This window comes from Aquipuribacter aurantiacus (genome assembly GCF_051216895.1).
In the GTDB taxonomy this organism is placed as follows: domain Bacteria; phylum Actinomycetota; class Actinomycetes; order Actinomycetales; family JBBAYJ01; genus Aquipuribacter.
Window position 1 is genome coordinate 56,978 of record NZ_JBPKAO010000003.1, and the last position, 25,944, is coordinate 82,921.

At 74.2% G+C, this 25,944-nt stretch carries 24 protein-coding genes; 9 read left to right on the top strand and 15 right to left on the bottom strand.

Translation table 11 applies throughout. The features are described from left to right. The 5 genes from ACR80Q_RS05125 to thyX all read right to left on the bottom strand — a co-directional run bounded on the left by ACR80Q_RS05125 (position 1) and on the right by thyX (position 7,227). On the bottom strand, positions 1 to 807 hold the full coding sequence (locus ACR80Q_RS05125; protein WP_435376497.1) for an NYN domain-containing protein: 807 nt from the start codon (positions 805 to 807) through the stop codon (positions 1 to 3). Then, positions 800 to 3,649 (bottom strand): DNA translocase FtsK, encoded by a 2,850-nt coding sequence (locus tag ACR80Q_RS05130; RefSeq protein ID WP_435376498.1) that lies wholly within the window; start codon positions 3,647 to 3,649, stop codon positions 800 to 802. Before ACR80Q_RS05130 ends, ACR80Q_RS05125 begins: the two co-directional genes overlap by 8 nt. A gap of 70 nt (positions 3,650 to 3,719) precedes the next feature. Further along, complete coding sequence (locus tag ACR80Q_RS05135) at positions 3,720 to 5,405, bottom strand: ribonuclease J (protein WP_435376499.1); 1,686 nt, start codon at positions 5,403 to 5,405, stop codon at positions 3,720 to 3,722. Between the two features lie 10 nt (positions 5,406 to 5,415). Beyond that, the gene (gene dapA, locus ACR80Q_RS05140) at positions 5,416 to 6,303 is read right to left on the bottom strand and encodes a 4-hydroxy-tetrahydrodipicolinate synthase (protein ID WP_435376500.1); all 888 of its coding nucleotides are present in this window, start codon (positions 6,301 to 6,303) and stop codon (positions 5,416 to 5,418) included. A 192-nt stretch (positions 6,304 to 6,495) separates the two neighbouring features. Continuing rightward, complete coding sequence (gene thyX / locus ACR80Q_RS05145) at positions 6,496 to 7,227, bottom strand: FAD-dependent thymidylate synthase (RefSeq protein ID WP_435376501.1); 732 nt, start codon at positions 7,225 to 7,227, stop codon at positions 6,496 to 6,498. A gap of 57 nt (positions 7,228 to 7,284) precedes the next feature. On the opposite strand from thyX, the gene ACR80Q_RS05150 reads away from it, so the two are divergent. Continuing rightward, the gene (locus tag ACR80Q_RS05150) at positions 7,285 to 7,995 is read left to right on the top strand and encodes an HAD-IA family hydrolase (RefSeq protein WP_435376502.1); all 711 of its coding nucleotides are present in this window, start codon (positions 7,285 to 7,287) and stop codon (positions 7,993 to 7,995) included. A gap of 111 nt (positions 7,996 to 8,106) precedes the next feature. Here the strand turns inward: ACR80Q_RS05150 and ACR80Q_RS05155 are convergent, their stop codons facing one another. The 3 genes from ACR80Q_RS05155 to ctaC are packed head-to-tail and all read right to left on the bottom strand — an operon-like array spanning position 8,107 to position 11,223. Then, a complete protein-coding gene (locus ACR80Q_RS05155) occupies positions 8,107 to 8,505 on the bottom strand; it encodes a cytochrome c oxidase subunit 4 (RefSeq protein WP_435376503.1) in 399 nt (132 codons plus the stop codon). A 1-nt stretch (position 8,506) separates the two neighbouring features. Continuing rightward, entirely contained in the window at positions 8,507 to 10,279 is a 1,773-nt protein-coding gene (gene ctaD, locus ACR80Q_RS05160) for an aa3-type cytochrome oxidase subunit I (RefSeq protein ID WP_435376504.1), read from the bottom strand. Continuing rightward, complete coding sequence (ctaC, locus tag ACR80Q_RS05165) at positions 10,279 to 11,223, bottom strand: aa3-type cytochrome oxidase subunit II (protein ID WP_435376505.1); 945 nt, start codon at positions 11,221 to 11,223, stop codon at positions 10,279 to 10,281. Before ctaC ends, ctaD begins: the two co-directional genes overlap by 1 nt. A 146-nt stretch (positions 11,224 to 11,369) precedes the next feature. Between ctaC and ACR80Q_RS05170 the strand changes: the two genes are divergently transcribed. Next, the gene (locus ACR80Q_RS05170) at positions 11,370 to 12,545 is read left to right on the top strand and encodes a cysteine desulfurase family protein (protein WP_435376506.1); all 1,176 of its coding nucleotides are present in this window, start codon (positions 11,370 to 11,372) and stop codon (positions 12,543 to 12,545) included. A gap of 116 nt (positions 12,546 to 12,661) precedes the next feature. After that, on the top strand, positions 12,662 to 12,898 hold the full coding sequence (locus ACR80Q_RS05175; protein WP_435376799.1) for a sulfurtransferase TusA family protein: 237 nt from the start codon (positions 12,662 to 12,664) through the stop codon (positions 12,896 to 12,898). Here ACR80Q_RS05175 and aat read toward each other — a convergent pair. The 3 genes from aat to ACR80Q_RS05190 all read right to left on the bottom strand — a co-directional run bounded on the left by aat (position 12,804) and on the right by ACR80Q_RS05190 (position 15,157). Then, positions 12,804 to 13,505 (bottom strand): leucyl/phenylalanyl-tRNA--protein transferase, encoded by a 702-nt coding sequence (gene aat, locus ACR80Q_RS05180; RefSeq protein ID WP_435376800.1) that lies wholly within the window; start codon positions 13,503 to 13,505, stop codon positions 12,804 to 12,806. The genes ACR80Q_RS05175 and aat overlap by 95 nt on opposite strands. Continuing rightward, positions 13,502 to 13,885 (bottom strand): HesB/IscA family protein, encoded by a 384-nt coding sequence (locus tag ACR80Q_RS05185; RefSeq protein ID WP_435376507.1) that lies wholly within the window; start codon positions 13,883 to 13,885, stop codon positions 13,502 to 13,504. Before ACR80Q_RS05185 ends, aat begins: the two co-directional genes overlap by 4 nt. A 108-nt stretch (positions 13,886 to 13,993) precedes the next feature. Next, complete coding sequence (locus tag ACR80Q_RS05190; protein ID WP_435376508.1) at positions 13,994 to 15,157, bottom strand: glycerate kinase family protein; 1,164 nt, start codon at positions 15,155 to 15,157, stop codon at positions 13,994 to 13,996. A 70-nt stretch (positions 15,158 to 15,227) separates the two neighbouring features. On the opposite strand from ACR80Q_RS05190, the gene nadA reads away from it, so the two are divergent. Further along, positions 15,228 to 16,436: a quinolinate synthase NadA gene (nadA, locus tag ACR80Q_RS05195; protein WP_435376509.1), complete on the top strand. Its 1,209-nt coding sequence runs from the start codon at positions 15,228 to 15,230 to the stop codon at positions 16,434 to 16,436. A gap of 39 nt (positions 16,437 to 16,475) precedes the next feature. Here the strand turns inward: nadA and ACR80Q_RS05200 are convergent, their stop codons facing one another. Next, positions 16,476 to 17,954: a M20/M25/M40 family metallo-hydrolase gene (locus tag ACR80Q_RS05200; protein ID WP_435376510.1), complete on the bottom strand. Its 1,479-nt coding sequence runs from the start codon at positions 17,952 to 17,954 to the stop codon at positions 16,476 to 16,478. Between the two features lie 35 nt (positions 17,955 to 17,989). On the opposite strand from ACR80Q_RS05200, the gene ACR80Q_RS05205 reads away from it, so the two are divergent. Both ACR80Q_RS05205 and ACR80Q_RS05210 read left to right on the top strand, forming a co-directional pair. Continuing rightward, on the top strand, positions 17,990 to 18,577 hold the full coding sequence (locus tag ACR80Q_RS05205) for a DUF3043 domain-containing protein (RefSeq protein ID WP_435376511.1): 588 nt from the start codon (positions 17,990 to 17,992) through the stop codon (positions 18,575 to 18,577). 48 nt (positions 18,578 to 18,625) lie between these two features. Continuing rightward, entirely contained in the window at positions 18,626 to 19,639 is a 1,014-nt protein-coding gene (locus ACR80Q_RS05210) for an aldo/keto reductase family protein (protein ID WP_435376512.1), read from the top strand. An 83-nt stretch (positions 19,640 to 19,722) separates the two neighbouring features. On the opposite strand, the gene ACR80Q_RS05215 is transcribed toward ACR80Q_RS05210, so the two are convergent. Both ACR80Q_RS05215 and ACR80Q_RS05220 read right to left on the bottom strand, forming a co-directional pair. Further along, on the bottom strand, positions 19,723 to 19,953 hold the full coding sequence (locus ACR80Q_RS05215) for a hypothetical protein (RefSeq protein ID WP_435376513.1): 231 nt from the start codon (positions 19,951 to 19,953) through the stop codon (positions 19,723 to 19,725). A gap of 78 nt (positions 19,954 to 20,031) precedes the next feature. Beyond that, positions 20,032 to 20,217, bottom strand: coding sequence for a hypothetical protein (locus ACR80Q_RS05220; protein WP_435376514.1), 186 nt, complete (start codon positions 20,215 to 20,217; stop codon positions 20,032 to 20,034). Between the two features lie 228 nt (positions 20,218 to 20,445). On the opposite strand from ACR80Q_RS05220, the gene ACR80Q_RS05225 reads away from it, so the two are divergent. Further along, complete coding sequence (locus ACR80Q_RS05225; RefSeq protein ID WP_435376515.1) at positions 20,446 to 21,654, top strand: nicotinate-nucleotide--dimethylbenzimidazole phosphoribosyltransferase; 1,209 nt, start codon at positions 20,446 to 20,448, stop codon at positions 21,652 to 21,654. On the opposite strand, the gene gcvT is transcribed toward ACR80Q_RS05225, so the two are convergent. Then, entirely contained in the window at positions 21,644 to 22,849 is a 1,206-nt protein-coding gene (gcvT, locus tag ACR80Q_RS05230; RefSeq protein WP_435376516.1) for a glycine cleavage system aminomethyltransferase GcvT, read from the bottom strand. The two genes, ACR80Q_RS05225 and gcvT, sit on opposite strands and share 11 nt — an antisense overlap. 94 nt (positions 22,850 to 22,943) lie before the next feature. Between gcvT and ACR80Q_RS05235 the strand changes: the two genes are divergently transcribed. Both ACR80Q_RS05235 and lpdA read left to right on the top strand, forming a co-directional pair. Next, positions 22,944 to 24,467, top strand: coding sequence for a leucyl aminopeptidase (locus ACR80Q_RS05235; protein ID WP_435376517.1), 1,524 nt, complete (start codon positions 22,944 to 22,946; stop codon positions 24,465 to 24,467). A gap of 78 nt (positions 24,468 to 24,545) precedes the next feature. Then, entirely contained in the window at positions 24,546 to 25,925 is a 1,380-nt protein-coding gene (gene lpdA, locus ACR80Q_RS05240) for a dihydrolipoyl dehydrogenase (RefSeq protein WP_435376518.1), read from the top strand. The last annotated feature ends 19 nt before the right edge of the window (positions 25,926 to 25,944 follow it).

Consider the following 25,944-nt stretch of genomic DNA (forward strand, 5'->3'; position numbering starts at 1 on the left):
TCAGCCCTCGGCCGCCACCTCGCGCAGCGTCTTGGTCGGTCGCAGCCAGGCGCCGTCCACGGGCAGGGAGTCCAGCCGGGTGCGGTCCAGCGGCTGCAGGAACGCGCCCGGGACCTCCTCCAGGTCGAGGAACCGGATGTGCGGGGACTCCGCGGCGTACCCGGCGACCTCGAAGAACGACAGGACGGTGACCTCGACGCCCTCGCGCGCCAGCACCTCCAGCGGGGCCAGGAAGTTCCGACCGTCGCCGCTGGCCACCACGAGCCGCCGCAGCCGACCGGAGCGGGCGCGGTGGTGCACGTGCTCGAGCATGTCCAGGTCGACGTCGTCGCGGTCGGCCAGCTTGGGCCGGGCGAACACCGCGAAGCCCAGCGAGCGGACGGCCTCGACCCAGCCGCGCATCTGCCCGGCCAGCATCGGGGGGACGTTGGCGAACACCGCGGCCTCGACGTCGTGGGCCCCGGCCCGGTCCACCAGCCAGCGGGCGATCGCGTCGTAGCGGGGCCGGTTGGCCGCCGTCGGCTTGGCCCCGATCACCTGGGCGAGGGTGGCGTCGATGTTGGGCGCGTCCCAGACCATGAGGTCGACCGGGCCGTCGCCCGGCGGCATCGCGTACTCCGGCGTGGGGCGCTGGCTGGCCTCGTGCGCCGAGGTCGCGGCCGGGGGGTCCGGCTGGCTGCCACGGGGGGCCGGGGCGTCCTCGTACCCGTCGTCGGCGCTGTCGAGCGCGTCCTCGTCGACGTCGTACACGTCGGCGGGGTCCGCGCCGTGCGCGCCGCCGCTCACGTCGGTCCAGCCCTCAGCCACGTCCGGTCAGCTCCCATGCGTCCTCGTCCACCTCGTCGTCGGACTCGTCGTACACGGGTCCGGCCGCGTGGTCGGCGACGCTACTCCCCGCGGGGCCAGCCGGGTCGTCGCCGTCGGCACCGGCGCGCGGAGCCCCTCCGGGCGGGCCGTCGCCCCGGAGCCTGGCCAGCACGTCCGGCAGGTCGTCGGGGCGGACCATGACGTCGCGCGCCTTCGACCCCTCGCTGGGGCCCACGATCTCGCGGGACTCCAGCAGGTCCATCAGGCGCCCGGCCTTGGCGAACCCGACGCGCAGCTTGCGCTGCAGCATGGACGTGGACCCGAACTGGGTCGTGACGACCAGCTCGGCCGCCTGCAGGAGCACGTCCAGGTCGTCGCCGATGTCCTCGTCGATCTGGTTCTTGGCGGCCGCGGGCGCCGTGACGTCCTCGCGGTAGGACGGCTGCAGCTGCGTCTTGACGTGGGCGACGACCTCGGCGATCTCCGCCTCGGTGATCCAGGCGCCCTGCACGCGCATCGGCTTGCTGACACCCATGGGCAGGAACAGCGCGTCGCCCTGCCCGATCAGCTTCTCGGCTCCCGGCTGGTCCAGGACGACGCGCGAGTCCGCGAGGGAGCTGGTCGCGAAGGCCAGCCGGCTCGGGACGTTGGCCTTGATCAGGCCGGTCACCACGTCGACGCTGGGCCGCTGGGTGGCCAGCACCAGGTGGATCCCGGCGGCGCGCGCGAGCTGGGTGATGCGGACGACCGAGTCCTCGACGTCGCGGGGGGCGACCATCATGAGGTCGGCCAGCTCGTCGACGATCACCAGCAGGTACGGGTAGGGCGTCAGGTTGCGCTTGGAGTCCGGCGGCAGGGTGACCTCGCCCTTGCGGACGGCCTTGTTGAAGTCGTCGACGTGGCGGAAGCCGAACGCGGCCAGGTCGTCGTAGCGGTGGTCCATCTCCGCCACGACCCACTGCAGCGCCTCGGCCGCCTTCTTGGCGTTGGTGATGATGGGCGTGATCAGGTGGGGCACGCCCTCGTAGCTGGTCAGCTCGACCCGCTTGGGGTCGACGAGGATCATCCGCACCTCGTCGGGCGTGGACCGGACCAGCACCGACGTGATCATCGAGTTGATGAACGAGGACTTGCCGGCGCCCGTGGCCCCGGCGACGAGCAGGTGGGGCATCTTGGCCAGGTTGGCCACGACGTAGCCGCCCTCGACGTCCTTGCCGACCCCGATCGTCATGGGGTGCGTGCTGCGCCGGGCCACCTCGGAACGGAGCACGTCGCCCAGGCAGACGGTCTCCTTGTCGGCGTTGGGGATCTCGATGCCGATGGCGGACTTGCCGGGGATCGGCGACAGGATGCGCACCTCGGCGCTGGCCACCGCGTAGCTGATGTTGCGGCTCAGCGCCGTCACCCGCTCGACCTTGACGCCCTGGCCCAGCTCGACCTCGTACCGGGTCACCGTCGGGCCGCGGGTGTACCCCGTGACGGCCGCGTCGATGCCGAACTGGGTGAGCACGTCGGTGAGGGCGGCGACGATGCCGTCGTTGACGGGGCTCCGGGTCTTGTGGGGCGTGCCGGCGTGCAGCTGCGAGACGTCCGGCAGCGAGTAGACGATGTCACCGGTCAGGGTCAGCTGCTCGACCCGGCCCGGGAGGTCGGGCAGGTCCGGCATCGGCTGGACGGCGGGGCTCTCCTCCGCCGCCGCCCCGGGCGCCACCGCGACGGGCCGTGGCTGCTCGGGCGCCGCCCCCCCGCCGGGGGTGGCGGACGGGGCGCCGGCCCGACGGGAGCGCGTCGACGGCTGACGGTCCTCGGCCGGGGCGTCCTCGTGGCCGACGACGGCCGCCGAGTCGTAGGGCACCTCGCCGGCCTCGAGCTCGGCGGCCTCGGCGGCGGCCAGGGCCGCCCGCTCCCGCCGGCCGCGCAGGCCGCGACGCGGGACGATCTCCTCGCCGTGCCGGCCCTCGGCGATCGGGTCGCCGTCCGGGTCGTCGTCCTCGGCGCGGGGCGTGCCGCCGGTGAGCCACTGGACACCGTCGCGCACCCGGTCGGTCACCTCGTGCAGCGGGGTGGCCGTGACCACGAGCACGCCGAAGCCACCCAGCAGCACGAGGACGGGCACGGTCAGCCAGACCGACACGGCCGCCTCGAGCGGGTTGGCGACCAGGAAGCCCAGGATGCCGCCGCCGGCCCGGAGCACGTCGCCGCCGTCCGGCGGGGACGGGAACCCCGCTGCCACCTGCAGGACCCCGGCGCTGGCGGCCCCCACGGCGGCCAGGCCGATGCCGATCCGGCCGTTCTCGCGGTCGGCGTCCGGGCGGCGGAACATCCGCAGGCTCAGCGCCAGCAGGACCAGCGGCAGGGCCAGGGCGGCCCGGCCCAGCAGACCCGCCACCCCCAGGTGCACCCACTCGATGACGACGCCGTCCAGGCCGAACCACTCGCCGGCGGCCACCACCGCGGCCGCGGCCAGCAGCAGGAAGCCGAACCCGTCGCGCCGGTGGGCGGGGTCGAGCTCGCTGGCGCTGCGGTGCACCGAGCGGACCACGGACCCGACGAGCCGGCCGGGCAGGGTGAGCACGGCCATGAGCAGCCGACCCGCCCCGCCGGAACCGGCGGAGCGGCCCGAGGCGGACGCCGGGCGGGTCCTGGCCGTGGTGCTCGTGCGGCCTGCGGCGGGCGGACGCCCCTTGGCGGGGGCGCGCCCCTTGGCCGGTGCGCGCCCCTTGGCGGTGGTCTGGACCTTGGTGGTGGCCGTGCCGCCGCGCGCGGAGCCGCCGGCGCGCCCGGTCGGGCGGGCGGCACCACGAGAGGCCCCGGAGGGGCGCGAGGACGACGATCGGGTCACCGCATCACCGTACGCGCGCGCCGGTCACGGACCGGAGCCCACACGCCGGGGCAGGCCGGGCAGCCGCAGGTCAGGCGCTGAGGACGACCGGGATGATCATCGGGCGCCGGCGGAACCGCTCGTTGACGAAGCGGCCCACGGTTCGCCGCACGACCTGCTGCAGCTGGTGCTGGTCCGTGGCGCCCAGGGTCACGGCCTCGACCAGCGCGGCCTCGATCCGGGGCAGGACGTCGTCGAACGCCGTCTCGTCCTCGGCGAAGCCGCGGGCGTGCACGTGCGGCCCGGCCACGACCCGGCCGCTGTCGTGGTCGACGACCACGAAGCAGGACACGAAGCCCTCCTCCGACAGGATCCGGCGGTCCTTGAGGTCGGCGTCGGTGATCTCGCCCACCGTCGCCCCGTCCACGTAGACCAGGCCGCACTCGACCGCCCCGACGACCTCGGCCACGCCGTCCACCAGGTCGACGACGTGCCCGTCCTCGGCCACCAGGACGCGGTCGGGGTCGACGCCGGAGGTGACCGCGATGGCCGCGTTGGCCCGCAGGTGGCGCGGCTCGCCGTGCACCGGCATGACGTTGAGGGGTCGCACCAGGTTGTACAGGTACATCAGCTCGCCGGCGGTGGCGTGGCCGCCGGTGTGCACGCGCGCCACCCCCTTGTGGACCACGTCGGCCCCCAGCCGGGTCAGGCCGTTGATGACGCGGTAGACGGCGTTCTCGTTGCCGGGGATCAGGCTCGAGGCGAGCACCACGGTGTCCCCCGGCCCGATCTGGACCCGGTGGTCGCCGTTGGCCATCCGGGACAGCGCCGCCATCGGCTCCCCCTGCGAGCCCGTCGACATGATGACGACCCGCTCGTCGGGCAGCCGCTCGGCGGACTTGATGTCGGTCAGCACGCCGTCGGGGACGCTGAGGTAGCCCAGGTCCCGCGCCAGGCCCATGTTGCGGATCATCGACCGTCCCACGAACGCCACCTGCCGGTCGTGCTCGGCCGCGGCGTCCAGCACCTGCTGCACCCGGTGGACGTGGCTGGCGAAGCTGGCGACGACCACCCGCTTGCGGGCACGGGCGAAGATCCCCGACAGCACCGGGCCGATGTCACGCTCGGGCAGCGTGAAGCCGGGCACGTCGGCGCTGGTGGAGTCGATCATCAGCAGGTCGACACCCCGGTCGGCGACCCGGGCGAAGGCCCGCAGGTCGGTGATCCGGCCGTCCAGGGGCACCTGGTCGAGCTTGAAGTCCCCGGTGTGCAGCACGGTCCCGGCGGCCGTGGTCACCGCGACGGCCAGGGCGTCCGGGATGGAGTGGGTGACGGCGAGGAACTCGCAGGAGAACGGGCCGAGCTGCTCGGTCACGCCCTCCCGCACGGTCAGGGCGTACGGCGTGATCCGGTGCTCGCGCAGCTTGCCCTCGACGAAGGCCAGGGTGAGCTGCGAGCCGACCAGGGGGATGTCCGGGCGCAGCCGCAGCAGGTAGGGCAGGGCCCCGATGTGGTCCTCGTGCCCGTGGGTCAGCACGACGGCCACGACGTCGTCGAGCCGGTCGGCGATGTGGCCGAAGTCCGGCAGGATCAGGTCGACGCCCGGCTGGTCGTCCTCGGGGAACAGCACACCGCAGTCGACGACGAGCAGCTTGCCGTCGATCTCGAGCACCGCCATGTTGCGGCCGATCTCGCCCACACCACCCAGCGGCACGACCCGCAGGACGCCGGGGCGGAGCGGGGGCGGGGGTCCGAGCTCGGTCCGGGCGGGCAGCACGGCGACGAGCCTAGAGCAGCCCCGCGACGCCCAGGGCGGCCCTCAGGTCCTCGCGCTGCCCCGCGTCGGCGGCCAGGAGCGGCAGCCGGACGGCGGGGGTGGGGATGTGCCCCAGCAGGTGCAGCGACGCCTTGACCGACACCACGCCCGGCATCCTGGTCATCATCGCGTCCACCAGCGGCTGCGCCTGCCGGTGCTCCGCGACGGCGGTGGCCATGTCGCCCGCGTCCACGGCGGCGACCAGGCGTGCGAACGCCGGCCCGAGCAGGTGCGTCGTCACGCCGACGACGCCGGCCCCGCCGTGCGCCAGGTAGGCCAGGGTCAGCCCGTCGTCCCCGGAGTAGAAGGCCAGGTCGCTGCCGCTCATCACCCGGGTCGCAGCCTGCAGGTCGCCCTTGGCGTCCTTCACCGCCACCACCCGGGGGTGCTCCCCCAACCGCAGCAGCGTCTCGGTGTCGAACGCCACGGCGGAGCGGACGGGGATGTCGTAGAGCATGACGGGCAGCTCGGTGGCGTCGGCCACGACGCCCACGTGCGCCACCAGCCCCGCCTGGCTCGGGCGGGAGTAGTAGGGCGCCACGACCAGCAGCCCGGTGGCGCCGGCCGCGGCCGCCCGGACCGCCAGGTGCCGGCTGTGGGCGGTGTCGTTGGTCCCCACCCCGGCCACCACGTGACCGCGCCCGGCCACGGCCTCCACGACGGCCCGCACCAGGTCGTCCTTCTCGTCGTCGGTGGTGGTCGGCGACTCCCCCGTCGTCCCGCTGACGACCAGACCGTCGTGGCCGTCCAGCATCAACCGGTCCGCGAGGGAGCCGACGGCGTCCAGGTCGACGGAGCCGTCCTCGGTCATCGGGGTGGCCATCGCCGTGAGGAGGGCGCCGAAGGGGCGATGCGACATGCGGGCGAGGGTACCGACCGCGCGGCCGGTGGGACGCCCCGCCCACGCCGCGCCCGGGGACGAAGAAACCGCGGCACCAGTCGCTCGGGGGGTCCGGCTGGCACCGCGGTTCATGGGCGACATCGGAGCAAGGTGGGGGTTCGTTACACCTCTCCGCCCACCCGCGATGTGACCTCCGTCACATCCTCGGGTTCAGGGAGCCACGCGGCCGTTCCCGTCGAACGCGGCGTGCGTGACGGGCATCAGACCCGCCCACACCTGCTCCATGGCCTCGGCGACCATCTCGATCTCGCGCTGCGGGTAGGACGGGAAGGTCGAGTCCTCGCGCTTGGTCCGGAGGCTGAGGAAGTTCATCAGCGAGCGGGCGTTCACCGTCACGTACATCGACGAGTACAGCGACAACGGCAGGACGATGCGAGCCACCTCGCGGGCGACCCCCGCCTCCAGCATGTCCTGGTAGGCCTGCCACGCGGCCAGCGCGGCCTCCTGCGTCCGCCGCACCACGAGCTCGTGCTGCTCGGGCGTGCCCTCGACGAAGTCGTACGCACCGGGCTTGCCCACCTGCTTCAGGCGACGCTCCGGCCCGGGCACGTAGAACACCGGGCGCATCTGGCGGTAGCGGCCCGACTCCTCGTTGTAGGAGGCCATGCGGTGCCGCTGGAACTCACGGAAGACGAACAGCGGCGCCGAGACGTAGAACGTCATCACCGCGTGCTCGAAGGGGCTGCCGTGCCGGTCCCGCATCAGGTAGCGGACCAGCCCGGCCGAGGCGGTCGCGTCGGCCTCGACGTCGGCCAGGCTGGCCTCGCCCTTGGTCGAGACCCGGGCGGCGAACAGCACGTCGGCGTCGCGGGCGCTGTGCTTGACCAGCTCGACGTCCATGTCGGAGCGGAACGTGGGGCGGGGCTCGGGCGCGTCGGTCACGGGGCCACGCTAGCGGCGCGTGCGCCCGGCGCCGCGACCGGCTGGGACACTGGCCGGGTGAGCCACTCCTCCCCGACCCGGTCCCACGAGCCAAGGCTCGACCCGTCCCCGGTCGCCCGCCCGGTCCACGGCCGCACGTTCGCCGCCGTCCTGTTCGACATGGACGGCACCCTGATCGACTCCACGCCGTCGGTGGTCAGGTCCTGGATGCGCCTGGCGGAGGAGAACGGCATCAGCGTGGAGGACCTCCAGGCGGCGGCCGGGCACGGCCGGCCGGCCCGGGACATCGTGGCGGACCTGTTCGCGGAGCCGGGGCGGGCGGAAGCCCTGGCCCGCATCACCGCGCTGGAGATCGGCGACGTCGACGACGTGGTGGCCCTCCCGGGGGCCGAGGCCGCGCTGCGGGGCAGCGCCCAGGCCGGGGCGATCGTCACCTCGTGCGCCGCCGACCTGGCGCGCGCCCGTCAGCGGGCCGCCGGCATCCCGGTGCCGCAGGTGGTCGTGACCGCCGACGACGTGACCCGCGGCAAGCCCGACCCCGAGCCGTTCCTGCTGGCCGCGCGCACGCTCGGGGTCGACCCCGAGCTGTGCCTGGTGGTCGAGGACGCCCCGGCCGGGCTCACCGCCGGCCGGGCCGCGGGGATGACGACCCTCGCGGTCACGACGACCCACGAGGGCAGCGAGCTGATCGCCGACCACGTGGTGGCCGACCTGGGCTCCGTCGGGATGACCCTCACGCCGACCGGGGTGCTGGTCACCGTCGCCTGACGCACGAGGAGCGGGCCCGTGGACCGGGCACGCTCGTCGGTGCTGCCTGTCGTCGGTGCTGCCTGTCGGTGCCGGGCCCGGTGCTGCTCCAGGAGCCGCCCCGGGCGTCGCTCAGTGCTCGAAGTCGCCCACGTAGTGCTCGAACAGCAGCCCGATGCTCGTGATGAGCAGGATCCCCAGGCCGATGAGGAACAACCAGACGCCGACGGCCATCCCGGCGAACACCACGGCGCCGCCGGCCGCGACCCCGATTGGCCACACGCTGCGGGGGTTGAAGAAGCCGAGGTCCCCTGCGCCCTGCGACACCTCGCCCACCGGGTCGTCCTCCGGACGGGCGTCGACCCGCAGGGAGACCAGGTACAGGTACAGCCCGATCATGGCCGACAGCCCACCGGTGAGCAGGATGGCGATGAAGCCGACGTACTCCCAGCCGGACAGCAGGCCGTAGACGAACGCGAGCGGGACGAAGAAGAACGCACCGGACCCCAGGACCCAGATCTCGACCCTCATGTCAGCGGCCCTTCGTGGTGTCGGTGCGGGCGCTGGGCTCACGGCGCACGTCGGGGTCACCGAGCAGCTGCTCCAGCAGGTTCTTGTCCGCGGACGTGTGGTCGGCCGCGGCGATCTCGGGGTGGTGCAGGTCGAACGCCGGCCGCTCGGAGCGGATCCGCGGCAGCGAGGAGAAGTTGTGCCGCGGGGGCGGGCAGGACGTGGCCCACTCCAGCGAGCCGCCCCAGCCCCACGGGTCGTCCTGGGTGACCTTCTCGCCCTTGGTGGCCGTGATGTACACGTTCCACAGGAACGGCAGGGTCGCCGCCCCCAGGACGAAGGCCCCGACGGTGGAGATCTGGTTGAGCAGGGTGAAGCCGTCCTCGGGCAGGTAGTCCGCGTAGCGACGGCTCATGCCCTCGACCCCCAGCCAGTGCTGGATGAGGAACGTGGTGTGGAAGCCGACGAACGTCATCCAGAAGTGCAGCTTGCCCAGGTTGTCGTCGAGCATGCGGCCCGTGAACTTGGGCCACCAGAAGTAGAAGCCCGCGAACATCGCGAACACCACGGTGCCGAACACGACGTAGTGGAAGTGCGCGACCACGAAGTAGCTGTCGGACAGGTGGAAGTCCAGCGTGGGCGAGCTGAGGATGATGCCGGTCAGACCGCCGAAGAGGAACGTGATGAGGAACCCGATGGACCACAGCATCGGGCTCTCGAAGGTCAACGACCCCCGCCACATCGTGCCAATCCAGTTGAAGAACTTCACCCCGGTGGGCACCGCGATCAGCATGGTCATGAAGGCGAAGAACGGCAGCAGGACCGCCCCGGTGACGTACATGTGGTGCGCCCACACGGCGACCGACAGGCCGGCGATGGCGATGATCGCGAAGACCATGCCCTTGTAGCCGAACAGCGGCTTGCGGCTGAAGACCGGGATGACCTCGCTGATGATGCCGAAGAACGGCAGCGCGATGATGTACACCTCGGGGTGGCCGAAGAACCAGAACAGGTGCTGCCAGAGGATGGCACCGCCGTTCTCGGCCTCGAACACCACCGAGCCCAGGCGACGGTCGGCGCCCAGCACCAGCAGGGCCGCGGCCAGCGGCGGGAAGGCCATCAGCACGAGCACGCTGGTGATCAGGGTGCTCCACGCGAAGATGGGCATGCGGAACATGACCATGCCGGGGGCGCGCATCCCGATCACCGTGGTGATGAAGTTGACCGCACCCAGGATCGTGCCGAACCCACCGAGCGCGAGGCCGAAGATCCACAGGTCCGCGCCCAGGCCGGGCGAGTACGCCTCGGTCGACAGCGGCGCGTAGGCGAACCAGCCGAACCCGGCCGCGCCCTGCGGGGTGAAGAAGCCGGAGACGGCGATGATGCCGCCGAACAGGTACAGCCAGTAGGCGAACGCGTTCAGCCGCGGGAAGGCGACGTCGGGGGCGCCGATCTGCAGCGGGAGCAGCCAGTTGGCGAACCCGGCGAACAGCGGGGTCGCGAACAGCAGCAGCATGATCGTGCCGTGCATCGTGAAGAGCTGGTTGTAGGACTCCCGGCTCTCGACGACCTGCAGGCCCGGGGCGAACAGCTCGGCCCGGATCACCAGTGCCATGGCCCCGGCGATGATGAAGAAGAAGAACGACGAGATCAGGTACAGCGTCCCGATCTTCTTGTGGTCGGTCGTCGTCAGGTAGTCCGCGAGGATCTGGCCGGCGCCGCGCTTCCTGAGCGCCGTGGTGATGTCGTCGGTGCGCTCGCTGGCGCGGGCGTCGGACCGCTCGGCGATGGCCATCAGCTGTCCCCCTCGTCGGTCTCGTCCTGGTCCAGCGACGTGTCGCCGGTCTCGCCGGTGCGGCCGGTGCCGGTCACGGTGCCACCGAGGCGTCGGTCGTTGTCGATGACGCCGCTGCGGTTGAGCTCGGTGCTGAGCTCACCGGTCTGACCGGCCTGCTCCAGCGAGCTGATGTAGTCGTCGTACTCGTCGCGGCTGACGACGTTGACGTTGAAGAGCATCTCGGAGTGGTACTCGCCGCAGAGCTCGGCGCACTTGCCCTTGAACACGCCCTCCTGGGTCGGCACGACCTGGAAGCGGTTCTCTCGGCCGGGGATGTTGTCCATCTTGAACAGGAACGCGGGGATCCAGAACGAGTGGTTGACGTCGCGGGCGAACAGGTGGAACTCGACCCGCTCGTCCACGGGGAGCCACAGGGTGGGGATCCGCTCCTCCGCGCCCTCGTTGCCGTCCAGGGACGCCTGCACACCGGTCTCGTAGACGCCCTCGTCGACGTAGTTGAAGTCCCAGGACCACTGCTTGCCGATGACCTCGACGACGTGGTCGGGCTCCTCCTCCAGGCTGAGGATGTCCGCCTGCGACACGGCCGTGTAGTAGAAGAGCACCGCGACCATCATCAACGGGATGGCGGTGTACATCACCTCCAGCGGCAGGTGGTAGCGGAACTGCGGCGGGACGTCAGGGTCGCCGGCGCGGCGCCGGTAGGCGATCACGCACCAGATGGTGAGGCCCCAGACGATGACGCCGACCGCGAGGGCCGCGATCCACGACCCGTTCCACAGCTGCTGGATGACGGGCGTCTGGTTGGTCGCGCCGACGCTCTCGGCGGGCAGGTAGCCACGTGCCAGCTGGTCGGCGGAGCAGCCGCTGAGCGCGACCAGCGCGATGACCCCGAGGCCGGCGCGTGCGAGCCGGAACCTGGTGGCCGCGGAACGAGTTGTCACCACTGAGCCCTTCCCGAAGAGAACTGTCGAGGGCGCTGACGAGCCCGATGCCGTGTGCTGGTGCCTGTGCTGACGGTGCTGCGCCGAACCCTACCCCGGCCCTGCCGACGACGACCGGGTGGGCTCGCCCGGCTAGCGTGCCCGTCATGGACGAGGGGTCCGCGCCCGCCGGGCCGCGACGGGTGGAGCTGGACGCCGCGGCGTCGGCGCCCACCTCCGCGACGGCCCAGCAGGCCTGGCTGGCCGCGGCGGCGGACGGCTGGGCGGACGTCCGCGGGCTGCACGCCACGTCGTGGGGGGCCCGTCGCCTCCTGGACGGGGCCCGGGAGGCCGTCGCCGTCCTGGTCGGGGTCACGGCCGAGGCCGTGAGCTTCCCGCCGGACCACGTCCGGGCCCTGCACGCGGCCGTGCTGGGCTGCGGCCCACCGGGCGGGCGCGCCGACGGGGCCGTCGTGGTGTCGGCGGTGGAGCACTCGGCGGTCCACCACGCCGCGGCCTGGGCGACGGGGCGCGCGGGGGCGGAGGTCCGCAAGGTCGGGACGGACCGCGAGGGCCGGGTGGACCTCACGGCCCTCGAGCAGGCCGTGACGGGGGCGCGGGTGGTGTGCGTCCAGCACGCCAACGTCGAGATCGGCACGGTCCAGGACCTGCCCGCGGTGCACGCGATCACCCGTCGGGCCGGTGTGCCCCTGGTCGTGGACGCCGGGGCGTCGCTGGGCCACCTGCCGGTCCCGGACGCCTGGGACGTCCTCGTCGGCTCACCGCGGGCGTGGGGGTCCGCCCCCGGGGCCGGTCTGCTCGTGGTGCGCTCCGGCGTGCGGTGGCGCCCCCACGAACCGGGCGAGGCCGGGGCCTCGCGCCGGCCCGGGGAGCAACCCGGTGCGGTCGACGTCCCGGCGGCTCTCGCGGCCGCGGTGTCCTTGCGGGAGCTGCTGGCCGGACCGCTGGGCGCCGACGACCCCCGCCACGGCCTGGTCGAGCAGCTGCGCGCCGCCGCCACAGCGGTCCCCGACACCGTCGTGGTGGGCTCGTCCGTCGACCGCCTCCCCCACGTGCTCACGCTGTCCGCGCTCTTCGTGCCGGGCGAGGAGCTGGTGCGGCGCCTGGACGGGGAGGGCTTCTCGGTGGCGTCGGGGTCGGCGTGCACGGCCGACACGCTGCGCCCGAGCCACGTCCTGGCGGCGGTCGGGGCCCTGACCCACGGCAACGTCCGCCTGGGCCTGCCCCGCGGCACCCGGCCCCGGGACGTCACCCGGTTCTGCGAGGTCCTGCCCCGGGTCGTGGCGCAGCTGCGCGCCGAGCTGGGGGCGACGGACCTGTGACGGACGGACCTGGGACGGGCGGGCCCGCGTCGGGCGGGGCGACCGGTGACGTCACCGTGCACGTCGACGCCCGCGGGACGCGCTGCCCGGTCCCCGTGCTGCGCCTCGCGGCCGCCGTGCGGGGCCTCCCGGCGGGCACGACGGCGTCGGTGCGGGCGGAGGACCCCGCCGTCGAGCACGACGTGCCGGCCTGGGCCGGGATGCGCGGGCACGAGGTGCTGCGGGTGGAGCGGACGGACGGGGCCTGGCTCGTCGTGATCAGGACGGGCGGGGCAGGTGGGGCCGGTCGAAGCAGCGTGGCGGCGTCCGCCGGACCAACCGGGCCACCTGCGACAGGTAGTGGTCCCGGGTGACCTCGACCACGCCCAGGGTGCTCAGGTGCGGTGTCGCCCACTGGACGTCGATGAGGCCCGGACCTGCCGGTTCGGCGGCGAGCATCTCGGCCAGCGACAGCACCGCGGCCTTGGACGCGTCCGTCTCGCGGTGGAACTTGGACTCCGCCGCGAACAGCCCGCCCACGACCACGCCGAACAGCCCGCCGACCAGGCGGCCGTCCCGCCACGTCTCGACCGAGTGCGCGTGCCCCAGCGCGTGCAGGTCCCGGTAGACCTGGACGTAGTCCTCGTTGATCCAGGCCCCGTCGCGGGACGGGTCGGCGCAGCCGGCGACCACCTCGTCGAACGCGGTGTCGACCCGGGTCTCGAAGTCACGCCGGCGGCGCCGCAGCGACCGGGACTCGTGGGCCCGCAGCGGGTCGAGCACGCCGCGCGGGTCGGGCGAGAACCAGCCCAGGACCTCGCGGCGCCGCAGCCGGACGGACATCGCGAAGACCCCGTTGCGGTAGCCGTCCAGCAGCAGGTCCGACGACAGCGCGCCCCCGACGCAGACCAGGTCCTGGCCGTCGGGGGCGCGCTGGAGGGCTCGGGCGAACTGCTCCGGAGCCGAGGCGGGGGTGCTCAGTGGAACGAGTCACCGCAGGCGCAGGAGCCTCCCGCGTTCGGGTTGTCGATCTGGAAGCCCTGCTTCTCGATCGTGTCCGCGAAGTCCACGGTCGCGCCGGCGAGGTAGGGGACGCTCATCCGGTCGACGACGAGCTCGACGCCGTCGAAGTCACGGACGGCGTCGCCGTCCATCGTCCGGTCGTCGAAGTACAGCTGGTAGATGAGCCCGGAGCAGCCACCGGGCTGCACGGCCAGGCGCAGGCGCAGGTCGTCGCGGCCTTCCTGGGCGAGCAGGCCCTTGACCTTCTCGGCGGCGACGGTGGTGAGCGTCACCTCGTGCGCGGCCTTGATCTCGGCGGGGGCGTCCGTGGTGGCGGGCGTCGTGGTCGTGTCGGTCATGTACGGCTCCTGGATCGCCGGGGGCACTGGTCCGGAGCAGGTGGTCGACCCGCTCCCGTAGTCGTCAATGCTACGACCGTGCCAGGTGTTCCCGAGCCGGTGCCGTCCTCAGCGGTGCCAGGTGCCGGCCACCCGGGCCGTGCGGGCGGCCAGGCGCGCCGCGGGCGCGGCCATGGAGGCGGCGACCTGCTCCGGCGTGTCGGCGACCGCGTAGGCCGCCTCGACGCCGGCCACCGCGAGCTCGCGCCGACCGACCGCGACCTGGCCCGCGACCACCACGACAGGGACGCCGAGCGAACCGGCGACGTGGGCCACCCCGGCGATGACCTTGCCGCGCAGGCTCTGCCAGTCGAAGCTGCCCTCACCGGTCAGCACCAGGTCGGCCCCGCCGAGCCGGTCGGCCAGCCCCACCGCCGACGCCACCGCCTCCGCCCCCGAGCGGCGGGTCGCGCCGAGGGCCAGCAGGGCGAACCCCAGCCCGCCCGCGGCGCCGGCCCCGGGCAGGGCGACGAGGCGACCGGGGTCCGGGGCGCCGGCCGCCCCGGCCGCGGCCAGCACCGCCGTCGCCCAGGCGGTCATCACGGCCTCCAGCGCGGGCAGCTGCTCCGCGGTGACGCCCTTCTGCCGGCCGAAGCCGTGGACCGCGCCGTGCCGGCCCAGCAGCGGGACGTCGACGTCGGAGGCCACGACCAGCTCGACCCCGGCCAGCCGCTCCCGGGCGGCGGGCAGACCGGTCAGCGCGTCCGGCGCCAGCCCGGCCAGTCCCCGCGGGCCCCGGTCCAGCCGCGTCGCTCCGGCCCGGACCCCGAGTGCGGCCAGCAGCCCCGCTCCCCCGTCGACCGTGGCCGAGCCACCCAGCCCGACCACGACCCGCTCGGCGCCCTCCTCCAGCGCGGCCAGCAGCAGCTGGCCGACCCCGAGGCTCGACGCCACCGCGGGGTCGCGGGCCTCGGGTGCCACCAGGTGCGAGCCGCAGGCCTGCGCGCTCTCCAGGTAGGCGGACCTCAGCCCGGACGGGTCGTCGGCGGCCTCCACCACGAGCACGGTGGCCGGGACGGGCTCCCCGGTCGGTCCGCTGACGGTCGAGGTGAGCAGCCGCCCCGGCAGGGTCCCGGTCAGGGCGTCGACGAACCCGGGGCCGCCGTCGGACAGCGGGACGGTCACCACGTCGTCGCCCGGCGCCCGGGTCCACCACCCCTCGGCCATGGCGGCCGCGGCCTGCCGCGCGGTCAGCGTTCCGGTGAAGCAGTCGGGGGCCATGACGACGCGCATGCCCGCAGTCTGCCGGGGCGCCGCGTGCACCGGCGACACGTCCGCGCCCCAGGTGTGATGGACTCCTCGGATGAGTGCACCGGTCGGTCTCCCGGCCCCCGTGGTCCCCCCGGCCCTGCTGCTGCTCGGCCGCAGCGAGGACATGAGCAGCGAGCGGGGCGTGGAGTGCCCGGGCGACCTGCCGCGCCCGTCGGACCCCGACCTGCTGGCCCGCGCGCAGCGGGCCCGCGAGCGGCTGGGCTCCCGCGCGTTCGTCCTGGGCCACCACTACCAGCGCGACGAGGTCATCCAGCTGGCGGACGTCACCGGGGACAGCTTCAAGCTGGCGCGTGACGCGGCGGGCCGGCCCGAGGCGGAGTTCATCGTCTTCTGCGGCGTGCACTTCATGGCCGAGAGCGCCGACATCCTCACCTCGCCCGACCAGCAGGTCGTGCTGCCCGACCTGGCCGCCGGCTGCTCGATGGCCGACATGGCGGCCATCGGGCAGGTCGAAGACGCCTGGCAGGTCCTCGCCGACGCGGGCCTCGCCGAGACCACCGTCCCCGTGACGTACATGAACTCCTCCGCCGCCATCAAGGCCTTCACCGGTCGCCACGGCGGGACGGTCTGCACGTCCAGCAACGCGGAGCAGGCCCTGCGGTGGGCGTTCGAGCAGACCGGTGGGCTCGACGCCGGCGGACGCGTGCTGTTCCTGCCCGACCAGCACCTGGGCCGCAACACCGCGGTCCTGCAGCTGGGGCTGTCGCTGGACGACTGCGTGGTGTTCGACCCGTGGAAGCCCGGCGGCGGCGTCGACCCGGACCGGCTGGCGACGGCCCGGGTGGTCCTGTGGCGCGGCCACTGCTCCGTCCACGGCCGCTTCAGCGCCGAGTCCGTGGACGGCTACCGGGCCCGCATCCCCGGCGTCAACGTGATCGTGCACCCGGAGTGCCGGCACGAGGTCGTCACCCGGGCCGACGTGGTCGGCTCGACCGAGCTCATCGTCAGGACCCTGGAGGCGGCCGAGCCGGGGTCGGAGTGGGTGATCGGCACCGAGCTGAACCTGGTCAAGCGGCTGGCGGCCGCGCACCCGGACAAGCGGGTCCACTTCCTGGACCGGGACGTCTGCTACTGCTCGACGATGAACCGGATCGACCTGCCGCACCTGGTGTGGGCGCTGGAGTCGCTGGCCGACGGCCGCGTCGTCAACCGGATCCGGGTGGACGACGAGACCGCCCACTGGGCCCGGGTCGCGCTCGACCGGATGCTGGCCCTGCCGGGCCCCACCGCCCGGGACTGACCCCGCCCGCAGGGCCCTGCGGGCCGCCCGGCCCAGCCGTCAGGCCGGCGGCGTCAGGGCCTCGAGCAGCAGGGCCTCGGCGACGCACGCGTGGGTGAACTCGCCCAGGTGCAGCGACTCGTCGATGCCGTGGGCCCGGGAGTCGGGGTCCTCCACCCCGGTCACCAGAACGGTGGCCCCGGGCATCACCCGGTCCAGGTCGGCGATGAACGGGATCGAGCCGCCCACGCCGATGTCGACGGCGTCCCGGCCCCACGCGGTGGCCAGCGCCCAGCGCGCGGCCGCGTACGCCGGGGAGGAGGTGTCGGCCGCGAAGCCGTGGCCGCCCTCCTCGGCGGTCACCGTCACCCGCGCGCCCCCGGCCGGCTGCGCCAGGACGTGGGCCCGGAACGCCTCGTAGGCGGTGTCGGGGTCGGCCCCCGGGGGGATCCGCACCGACACCCGGGCCCGGGCCGTCGGCTGCAGCGTGTTGGACGCGTGGGCGACGTCAGGGCCGTCGATGCCGATGACCGTCACCGCCGGACCCGCCCAGACCCGGGCCGCGACCGTCCCGGGGCCCACCAGGTCGACCCCCGCCAGCACCCCGGCCTCGTCCCGGTACTGCTCCTGCGGCCAGTCCTGCTGCGCCGCGGCGGCGACCCGGGCGTGCTCGGGCAGCTCGTCCAGCCCCGCCACCGCGACCGCCCCGTCCTCGGTGTGCAGCGACGCCAGCAGCCTCACCAGCACCACCAGCGGGTCCGGGGCCGCACCGCCGTACATGCCGGAGTGCAGCGTGTGGTCGAGGGTGGCCACGTCGACGACGGCCTGGACCATGCCCCGGAGCGTCGTGGTGAGGGCGGGGGTGCCGACGGCCGCGTTGGTGGAGTCGGCCACGACGAGGACGTCGGCGCGCAGCCGCTCGCCGTGCTCGGCCAGGAACGCCTGGAACGACGGGGAGCCGATCTCCTCCTCCCCCTCGACGAACACCGTGATGCCGACGCCGCTGCCGGGGTCGTGGGCGGCCAGGTGGGCCCGGACCGCGGCGAGGTGGGCGCAGACGCCGGCCTTGTCGTCGGCGGCCCCGCGGCCGTAGAGCCGACCGTCGCGCTCGGTCGCCTCGAACGGGTCGGACGTCCACAGGGCCAGGTCACCGGGGGGCTGCACGTCGTGGTGGGCGTACAGCAGCACCGTGGGCGCGCCCACCGGGGCCGGGCGACGCGCGACGACGGCGGGGGCGCCCGGGGTGCCGTCGGGGCGCGGTGAGCGCAGCACCTCGACCTCGGGCATGCCCGCGGAGCGGAACAGCTCGGCCACGGCCTGGGCGGACGTCTCGACCGTCTGCTGGTCGAACGCCGCGGCCCCGACGCTGGGGATCGCGACCAGGCGCCGCAGGGTCTGCAGCACCTGGGGCAGGTCCTGCTCCACCTGGGCCCGGGTCGCGGCGACCACCGCCTCGGACGGTCGGGGCGGCGCGGGGGTGCCGGCCTGCTCGCTCGTCGCGGCGGTGCCGGCCTGCTCGGGGGTGCGGTCCTCGTCCATGCCGCGGACGCTACCGCCGCGGTTACCCTGTCCTCATGTTCGGACGAGGCGCGCGCAGCAGCACCACCACCGAGACCCCCCTCGTCGTCGAGGAGCAGGGCCCGGGCAAGGGCCGACCCACGCCCAAGCGCTCCGCCGCGCAGGCCGCGAACCGCCAGCCCCTGGTACCGGGGGACCGCAAGGCCGCCGGGCGCAAGGCCCGGGACGAGCGCCGCGCGAACCAGGCCAAGGTCGTCCAGGCCTACGAGACCGAGGACCAGCGCTACCTGCCGGCCCGTGACCAGGGCGAGGTGCGTCGCTACGTGCGCGACCTGGTCGACCGGCGCCGCAACGTCGGCCAGTACTTCCTCCCCGTCGCGTTCGGGGTGCTGTTCCTGGCCGTGGTGCCCAACTCGACGGCCGTCCTGGTGTCCGCGGTCGGCATGTACACGATGCTCGGCATCCTGGTCCTGGACTGCATCCTGCTCGCGCGCACCGTCAAGGGCGCCGTGGCCGAGCGGTTCGGGGCCGACGCGGCGGAGGAGAAGGGTCTGCGCTGGTACGCGATCAGCCGGGCGACCCAGATGCGGCGGATGCGTCGGCCCAACGTGAAGGTCAAGCACGGCGAGGCCCCGCGCCCCTGATCCGACGGCGATTCGCGTCGGCCCCGTCCGGCGGTGTCTGATTGAGGGATGGACTACCGACACCTAGGACGCAGCGGTCTCGTCATCAGCGAGATCATCTACGGCAACTGGCTCACCCACGGCTCGCAGGTCGAGAACGACGCGGCGACGGCGTGCGTGCACGCGGCGCTCGACGTCGGCATCACGACGTTCGACACCGCGGACGTGTACGCGAACACGGCGGCGGAGACCGTCCTCGGCGAGGCCCTCAAGGGGCAGCGTCGTGAGAGCCTGGAGATCCTGACCAAGGTCTACTGGCCGACCGGGCCCAAGGGGCACAACGACACCGGGCTGGGCCGCAAGCACATCATGGAGGCCATCGACGGCTCCCTGCAGCGGCTGCAGACCGACTACGTGGACCTCTACCAGGCCCACCGCTACGACGTGACGACCCCGCTCGAGGAGACGATGAGCGCGTTCGCGGACGTCGTGCACTCGGGCAAGGCGCACTACATCGGCGTCAGCGAGTGGACCGCCGACCAGATCCGAGCCGGTGCCGCCCTGGCCCGCGAGCTCAAGATCCCGTTCGTCTCCAGCCAGCCGCAGTACTCGATGCTGTGGCGCGTCATCGAGGAGGAGGTCGTGCCGGCCTCCGCCGAGCTGGGCCTGGGCCAGATCGTCTGGTCCCCCATCGCCCAGGGCGTCCTGACCGGCAAGTACCAGCCGGGCCAGCCGTTGCCCGAGGGCTCGCGCGCCACCGACGACAAGGGCGGCGCCAACATGATCGCCCGGTGGATGCGTGACGACGTGCTGGAGCGCGTCCAGGGCCTCAAGCCCGTCGCGGACGAGCTCGACCTGTCCATGGCGCAGCTCGCCGTGGCGTGGGTGCTGCAGAACGACAACGTGTCCGGCGCCATCATCGGCGCCTCGCGCCCGGAGCAGGTCACGGAGAACGTCAAGGCCGCGGGGGTCCGCATCCCGGCCGAGGCCATGGCCCGCATCGACGAGGTCCTCGGCGACGTCGTCGAGCGCGACCCGTCGCGCACCAAGCAGGACATGCCCCGCAAGCGCGTCGTGGCCTGACCCAGGTCGACCCGCAGGACGGGAGCCCGTGCCGGGACCCGGCACGGGCTCTCGTGCGTCCGGCGGCGGGTCCCGCCGGTGGCTCAGGCCTCCGGCGGGTGCAGGCTCATCGGGCCGTAGACCAGCTCGCCGTCGCGCAGCAGGGAGACCGCGTCGACGCCGCCGTCCAGGAGCTCGCGCCAGGCCTCGCCCACCCACGACTCGGCGTCGGCCTGCGACGGGAACGACCCCCGCGGCAACGTCTCACCGGGCACGACGGTGCCGGTCGAGTCCTCGTAGCGCCACGTCCACGTCTCGCTCCAGCTCTGGCTCACGGCCCCCACGGTAGGGCCCCGGACGCAGCGAGGGCCGGTCAGGGTCTCCCCTGATGCCCTCGTGCGGAGCTGGCTGGATCAGCCGTCGGTCGGCTCCATGGTGGCCATGTCGTCCATCGTGGCGTCGTCCATGGGCTCCATGGTGTCCTCGACCGCCGGGTCGTCGACCGCGGGGTCGGTGTCGGCGCTGTCGTCGGCGCAACCGGCGAGCAGGGTGGCGCTGGCGAGCACGGCGATCGCCGCACCGGAGATGGTCCTGCGCATGGTTCCTCCCGAATGTCTGTGGGCCCGGTTGTCCCGGGACGCCGTCGTGTGACGGCGATACCGACACTATTAGTGACGAAACGGGCCTCGCACGTCAACACGGTGTGACAAAGTCGACGTTTCAGCGGCGGCTGTCGTGGTTCGGGCCGCGGGGCTGGCCGCCCCGCTGCGGCACCCCCGGCCCGGGGGTGCGACGACACCGGCGGCCGGGACCGGCAGACTCCTGGGGTGACCACACCGGCCGACCTGCAGGAGATCGCCCGTGACGTGCGCCCCACCGGCCGGGCGGCCGAGCAGCGGGCCCGCCAGGGGGTCGAGGACCTCATGCTCCCCAGCGGGGCGACCGGGTCGCTGCAACGGCTGGCGGTGTGGTGGGCCGGGGTCCGGCGCGACCACGAGGCCGCCCCCCCGGAGCGGGTCACCGCCGTCGTGCTGGCCGGGGACCACGGGATCGCCGTGCGCGGGGTGTCGGCCCTGCCGCTCGGCCACACCGCGGTCACCCTCCGGGCGCTGCGGGACGGCCGCTCGGCCACCCACGCCGTGGCGGCCGGGCTCGGCGTGACCGTCCGGGCGGAGGAGCTGGACGTGGCCGGTCCGCTCGGGCCGCGCGGGTCGGCGTTCGACCACACGGACGCCATGGACCCCGACCTGCTGGCGGAGTCCCTCGACCGGGGCGTGGCGCTGGCGGAGGAGCTGTCCGGCCAGGGCCACGACCTGGTGGTGCTCGGTGAGCTCAACGTCGGGGGGTCCACCACGGCCGCCGCCGTCATCGGGGCCGCCCAGCGCCGACGTGTGCTGGAGGTGGTCGGCCGCGGCAGCGGTGTCGACGACACCGCCTGGATGCGCAAGGCCGCCGCGGTCCGCGAGGGCTTGCGTCGCGCGCGGTCCCGGCCCCGGGACGTGCCGAGCATCCTCACCGCCGTGGGGTCCGGGGACGTCGCCGCCTGCACCGCCCTGCTGCTGCGCTGCGCCGCCCTGGGCCTGCCGGTGGTGCTGGACGGCCCGGTGACGACGGCCGCGGCCGTCCTCGCCCACCGGGTGTCACCGACGTCGCGGCAGTGGTGGCTGTTCGCCGAGCGGGGCGACGAGCCGTGCGTGCACCTGGCGCAGGACGCGCTGGGCATGCTGCCGGTCCAGGACCTGGGGACCCGCACCGGGCTGGCCGTACCGGGCCTGGTCGCCCTGGGGACGCTGCGGGCGGCGGTGGCCCTGGCCACGTCGTCGGCCACCCGCGCGGCCTACTGGCCCGAGGACCCGGCCCCGGACGACGGGGCGCACGACGGGCCGCACGACGGGCCGCACGACGGGGCGGCCACCACCGACGCGACCTCGCCGGACGACGGCGCGGTGGGCGAGGCCTCGCCCCCGGTGCACGACGGGCCGCAGACCGACGTCCCGGTCGACGGGGCGACCTCGGAGGACCGGGTCAGTCCCTGACGTGGGAGGGCACGAAGGGCGGGCGCGTCACCCGGCACCGCAGCGGGCGGCCCCGCACGTCCACGGCGACCTCGTCGTCGGCCGTCAGCCCTGCAGCCGTGTCCAGCAGGGCCAGCGCCACCCCCGCCCGCAGCGTGGGCGAGAACGTGCCGGACGTGGTGGTCCCCACCCGCTCGCCCAGCGCGTCGCCGGCCAGGCGGTAGACCGACATGCCGGCGCGGGGGACGCCCCGCCCCAGGGACAGCAGGCCGTGGGCGCGTCGGGCCGGGCCGGCCTCCTTCTCGGCGACCACGGCGTCACGGCCGACGAAGTGCGACTTCGTCCAGCCCACCGCGAAACCCAGCCCGGCCTGCACCGGCGAGACGTCGGGGCCGATGTCGTTGCCGTGCAGCGGGTACCCCATCTCGGTGCGGAGCGTGTCGCGCGCGCCCAGCCCGGCGGGGCGGCCGCCCTCGGCGACCACCGCCCGGTGCAGCGCGTCCCACAGCGCCGGCGCGCGGTCCGACGGCACCAGGACCTCGTAGCCCCGCTCGCCGGTGTACCCGGTCCGGCAGACCACGGTCCGCTCCTGGCGGCTGCCGCCGGTGGCGACGAACGACATGTAGGCGTGCCCGTGGGGCAGGTCGACCGCGGCCATCACCGCGTCGGACCTCGGGCCCTGGACGGCCAGGACCGCGACGTCGGCGTGCACGTCGTCCACCTCGACGCCGTCCGGTGCGCCGTCGCGCAGGGCCTGCACCACCGCCGCGGCGTTGGCCGCGTTGGGCACGAGCACCAGGTCGTCGTCGGCGACCCGGTAGACGATCAGGTCGTCGACGATGCCGCCGTCGGGCCTGAGGCTCAGCGTGTACTGGGCCTGCCCCGCACCGATCCGGTCCAGGGAGTTGCTGAGGACACCGTCGACGTGGGCGAGCGCGCCGGTGCCCCCGACCAGGACGGTCCCCAGGTGCGACACGTCGAACAGCCCCACGTGCTCGCGCACCGCGGCGTGCTCGGCCAGCGTGCCGCCGCCGTCGTACTCCACCGGCATGGCCCAGCCGCCGAACGGGGCCAGGCGCGCCCCGGCCGCCACGTGGGCCTCGTGCAGGGGTGAGCGGCGCAGCCCGTCGCCCCGTGGCGCTGCGGGCGCCGGCGGCTCGGTGGGGGTCTGCGGTGCCCCGGGGGCGTCGGGCGGGCGAGAAGAGGTGTCGGCCACCCGAGCACCGTAGTCTCGACGGGCGCGCGCGTGCCCAGGCACCGGCGCCGACCCAGACGCCCCCGCCCACGAGGCGGGCCGACCGAGGAGCCCTGTGAGCACTGCCGACCACACCCCCGTCCCCAGCGCCACGCTGAGCAGCAGGAAGCTGTCGTCCGTGCGGGCCGACGCCGCAGTCGTCGGGATGGTGAGCGGCCCCGACGGGGCGGCCGTCGCGGTCGACGACCTGCCCGCGGACAGCGTCCACGCGCTGGAGGCGGCCGCGGAGGCGCTGGACTTCACCGGCAAGGCGTCGCACACGCTGCGCCTGCCCGGGGTCGAGGGCCTCGAGGTCGAGCAGGTCGTCCTGGTCGGCCTCGGTGAGGCCGCCGAGGACGGGTCGGTGGACCCCGACGTCGTCCGCCGGGCCGCCGGGGCCGCGCTGCGAGCCGTCAGCAAGGCCGCCACGGTGCTGCTCGTCCTGCCCGCCGAGGACGACGAGCAGGTGCGCGCCGCGACCGAGGGCGCCCTGCTGGGCGGCTACCGCTTCCGCACCTACAAGACCGGCGACGCACCGACGCTGGTCGCCGAGGTCCTCGTGCACGCCGCCGGACGCCGCGACAAGGCCACCAAGACGGCGGTGGAGACCGGCGCCGTGCTGGCCGAGGCCGTCGGGCTGTGCCGCGACCTGGTCAACACCTCGCCGCTGGACCTGACCCCGGCCGCCTTCGCGGAGCGGGCCCAGGAGCTGGCCAAGGCCCTGCCGTTCAAGGTGTCCGTCCTGGACGAGAAGCAGCTGGCCCGCAAGGGCTACGGCGGGATCCTCGCGGTCGGGCAGGGCTCGACCCGCCCGCCGCGCCTGGTCACCCTCACCTACTCCCCCAGCCGCGCCAGGGGTCATGTCGCCCTGGTCGGCAAGGGCATCACCTTCGACTCCGGCGGGCTGTCCCTCAAGCCCCCGGCCGGCATGCCCGGGATGAAGGCCGACATGGCCGGCGCCGCCGCCGTGCTCGCCACCGTCGTCGCCGCCGCGCGCCTGGGTCTGCCGGTCGCCGTGACCGGGTACCTCGCCCTGGCCGAGAACATGCCGTCGGGCTCGGCCCAGCGTCCCAGCGACGTCATCACCATGTACGGCGGCACCACCGTGGAGGTGCTCAACACCGACGCCGAGGGCCGGCTGGTCCTGGCCGACGCCCTGGTCACCGCCGCCGAGGTCTCCCCCGACGCCGTCATCGACGTCGCCACCCTGACCGGTGCGCAGGTCGTCGCGCTGGGTGGACGCGTGTCCGGCGTCATGGGCAACGACGAGGCCCTGCGCAGCGAGGTCCTGTCCGGCGCCGGCGAGGCGGGCGAGCAGATGTGGCCCATGCCGCTGCCCGCGCACCTGCGCCGTGGCCTGGACTCCCCCGTGGCCGACATCGCCAACGTCGCGAGCTCGCGCGACGGCGGCATGCTGACCGCCGGGCTGTTCCTGCAGGAGTTCGTCGGCACGCGGGACGGGGCCCCGCTGCCCTGGGCGCACATCGACATCGCCGGGCCCGGGTTCAACGACTCCGGCGCCTACGACCACGTCCACAAGGGTGGTACCGGGGCGTCCGTGGCCACACTGGTGCGGCTGCTGGAGGCGCGCAGCCGCTGAGGTGGTTGGATGAGTGGAGGAACGGCCGGGCCCGCCCGGTGACCCGCAGCAACGACGCAGAGGTACGAGGAGCAGCACGTGGCTGAGCAGGAAGAGTTCGACGTCGTCATCCTCGGCGGGGGCAGCGGTGGCTACGCGGCCGCCCTCCGTGGGGCCGAGCTGGGGCTGTCCGTCGCCCTGGTCGAGAAGGACAAGCTGGGCGGCACCTGCCTGCACCGCGGCTGCATCCCGACCAAGGCGCTGCTGCACGCGGCCGAGGTCGCCGACTCCGCCCGTGACAGCGAGACCTACGGCGTCAAGGCGACGCTCGAAGGCATCGACGTGCCGGCGGTCACCAAGTACCGCGAGGGCGTGGTCGGCCGGCTCTACAAGGGCCTGCAGGGTCTGGTGAAGAGCCGCAAGGTCACCTACGTCGAGGGCACCGGTCGACTGGTCGAGCCGAAGGTCGTCGAGGTCGACGGCCGGCGCCTGAGCGGGAAGAACGTCGTCCTCGCCACCGGCTCCTACCCCCGCACGCTGCCCGGCCTCGAGGTCGGCGGACGCATCCTCAACAGCGACGGCGCCCTGGCCCTGGACCACGTGCCGGGCAGCGTCGTCGTCCTGGGCGGCGGCGTCATCGGCGTGGAGTTCGCCAGCGTGTGGCGCTCCTTCGGCGCCGACGTGACCATCGTCGAGGCGCTGCCCCGGCTGGTGGCCGCCGAGGACGAGGCCATCTCCAAGGCCTTCGAGCGCGCCTACCGCAAGCGCGGGATCGCCTTCAAGACCGGTGTCCGGTTCACGGGAGCGACGCAGGACGACGACGGCGTCACGGTGACCCTGGAGTCCGGTGAGGAGCTGCGCGCCGACTACCTGATGGTGGCCGTGGGCCGCGGCCCGGTGACCCACAACCTGGGCTACGAGGAGGCCGGGGTGACGGTCGACCGTGGCTTCGTCCCGACCGACGAGCGGCTCCGCACCGGCGTCGACGGCGTGTTCGCCGTCGGGGACATCGTCCCCGGCCTGCAGCTGGCGCACCGCGGCTTCGCGCACGGCATCTTCGTCGCGGAGGAGATCGCGGGCCTGAACCCGCAGCCGGTCATCGACTCCATGGTGCCGCGCGTCACCTACTCCGAGCCCGAGATCGCCTCGGTCGGCCTCACCGAGGCGCAGGCCAAGGAGAAGCTCGGCGAGGACAAGGTCGCCACCTACGAGTACAACCTCGGCGGCAACGGCAAGAGCCAGATCCTCGGCACGGCCGGCTTCATCAAGCTGGTGCGCGAGGTCGACGGTCCCGTCATCGGCGTGCACGCCGTCGGCGCCCGGATGGGTGAGCAGATCGGCGAGGGTCAGCTCATCGTCAACTGGGAGGCCTACCCCGAGGACGTGGCCGCCCTGATCCACGCGCACCCGACGCAGAACGAGGCGATGGGCGAGGCCCACCTCGCGCTGGCCGGCAAGCCCCTGCACGCGCACTCCTGATCCACCCGGGCCCCCGGCC

Bases quoted from the DNA above. Each gene is read 5' to 3' on its own strand.
- dapA (WP_435376500.1), bottom strand. From the start codon at position 6,303: ATGTCGCATCGCCCCTTCGGCGCCCTCCTCACGGCGATGGCCACCCCG.
- ACR80Q_RS05155 (WP_435376503.1), bottom strand. From the start codon at position 8,505: ATGAGGGTCGAGATCTGGGTCCTGGGGTCCGGTGCGTTCTTCTTCGTC.
- ctaD (WP_435376504.1), bottom strand. From the start codon at position 10,279: ATGGCCATCGCCGAGCGGTCCGACGCCCGCGCCAGCGAGCGCACCGAC.
- ACR80Q_RS05170 (WP_435376506.1), top strand. From the start codon at position 11,370: ATGGACGAGGGGTCCGCGCCCGCCGGGCCGCGACGGGTGGAGCTGGAC.
- ACR80Q_RS05185 (WP_435376507.1), bottom strand. From the start codon at position 13,885: ATGACCGACACGACCACGACGCCCGCCACCACGGACGCCCCCGCCGAG.
- ACR80Q_RS05190 (WP_435376508.1), bottom strand. From the start codon at position 15,157: ATGCGCGTCGTCATGGCCCCCGACTGCTTCACCGGAACGCTGACCGCG.
- nadA (WP_435376509.1), top strand. From the start codon at position 15,228: ATGAGTGCACCGGTCGGTCTCCCGGCCCCCGTGGTCCCCCCGGCCCTG.
- ACR80Q_RS05200 (WP_435376510.1), bottom strand. From the start codon at position 17,954: ATGGACGAGGACCGCACCCCCGAGCAGGCCGGCACCGCCGCGACGAGC.
- ACR80Q_RS05205 (WP_435376511.1), top strand. From the start codon at position 17,990: ATGTTCGGACGAGGCGCGCGCAGCAGCACCACCACCGAGACCCCCCTC.
- ACR80Q_RS05210 (WP_435376512.1), top strand. From the start codon at position 18,626: ATGGACTACCGACACCTAGGACGCAGCGGTCTCGTCATCAGCGAGATC.
- ACR80Q_RS05220 (WP_435376514.1), bottom strand. From the start codon at position 20,217: ATGCGCAGGACCATCTCCGGTGCGGCGATCGCCGTGCTCGCCAGCGCC.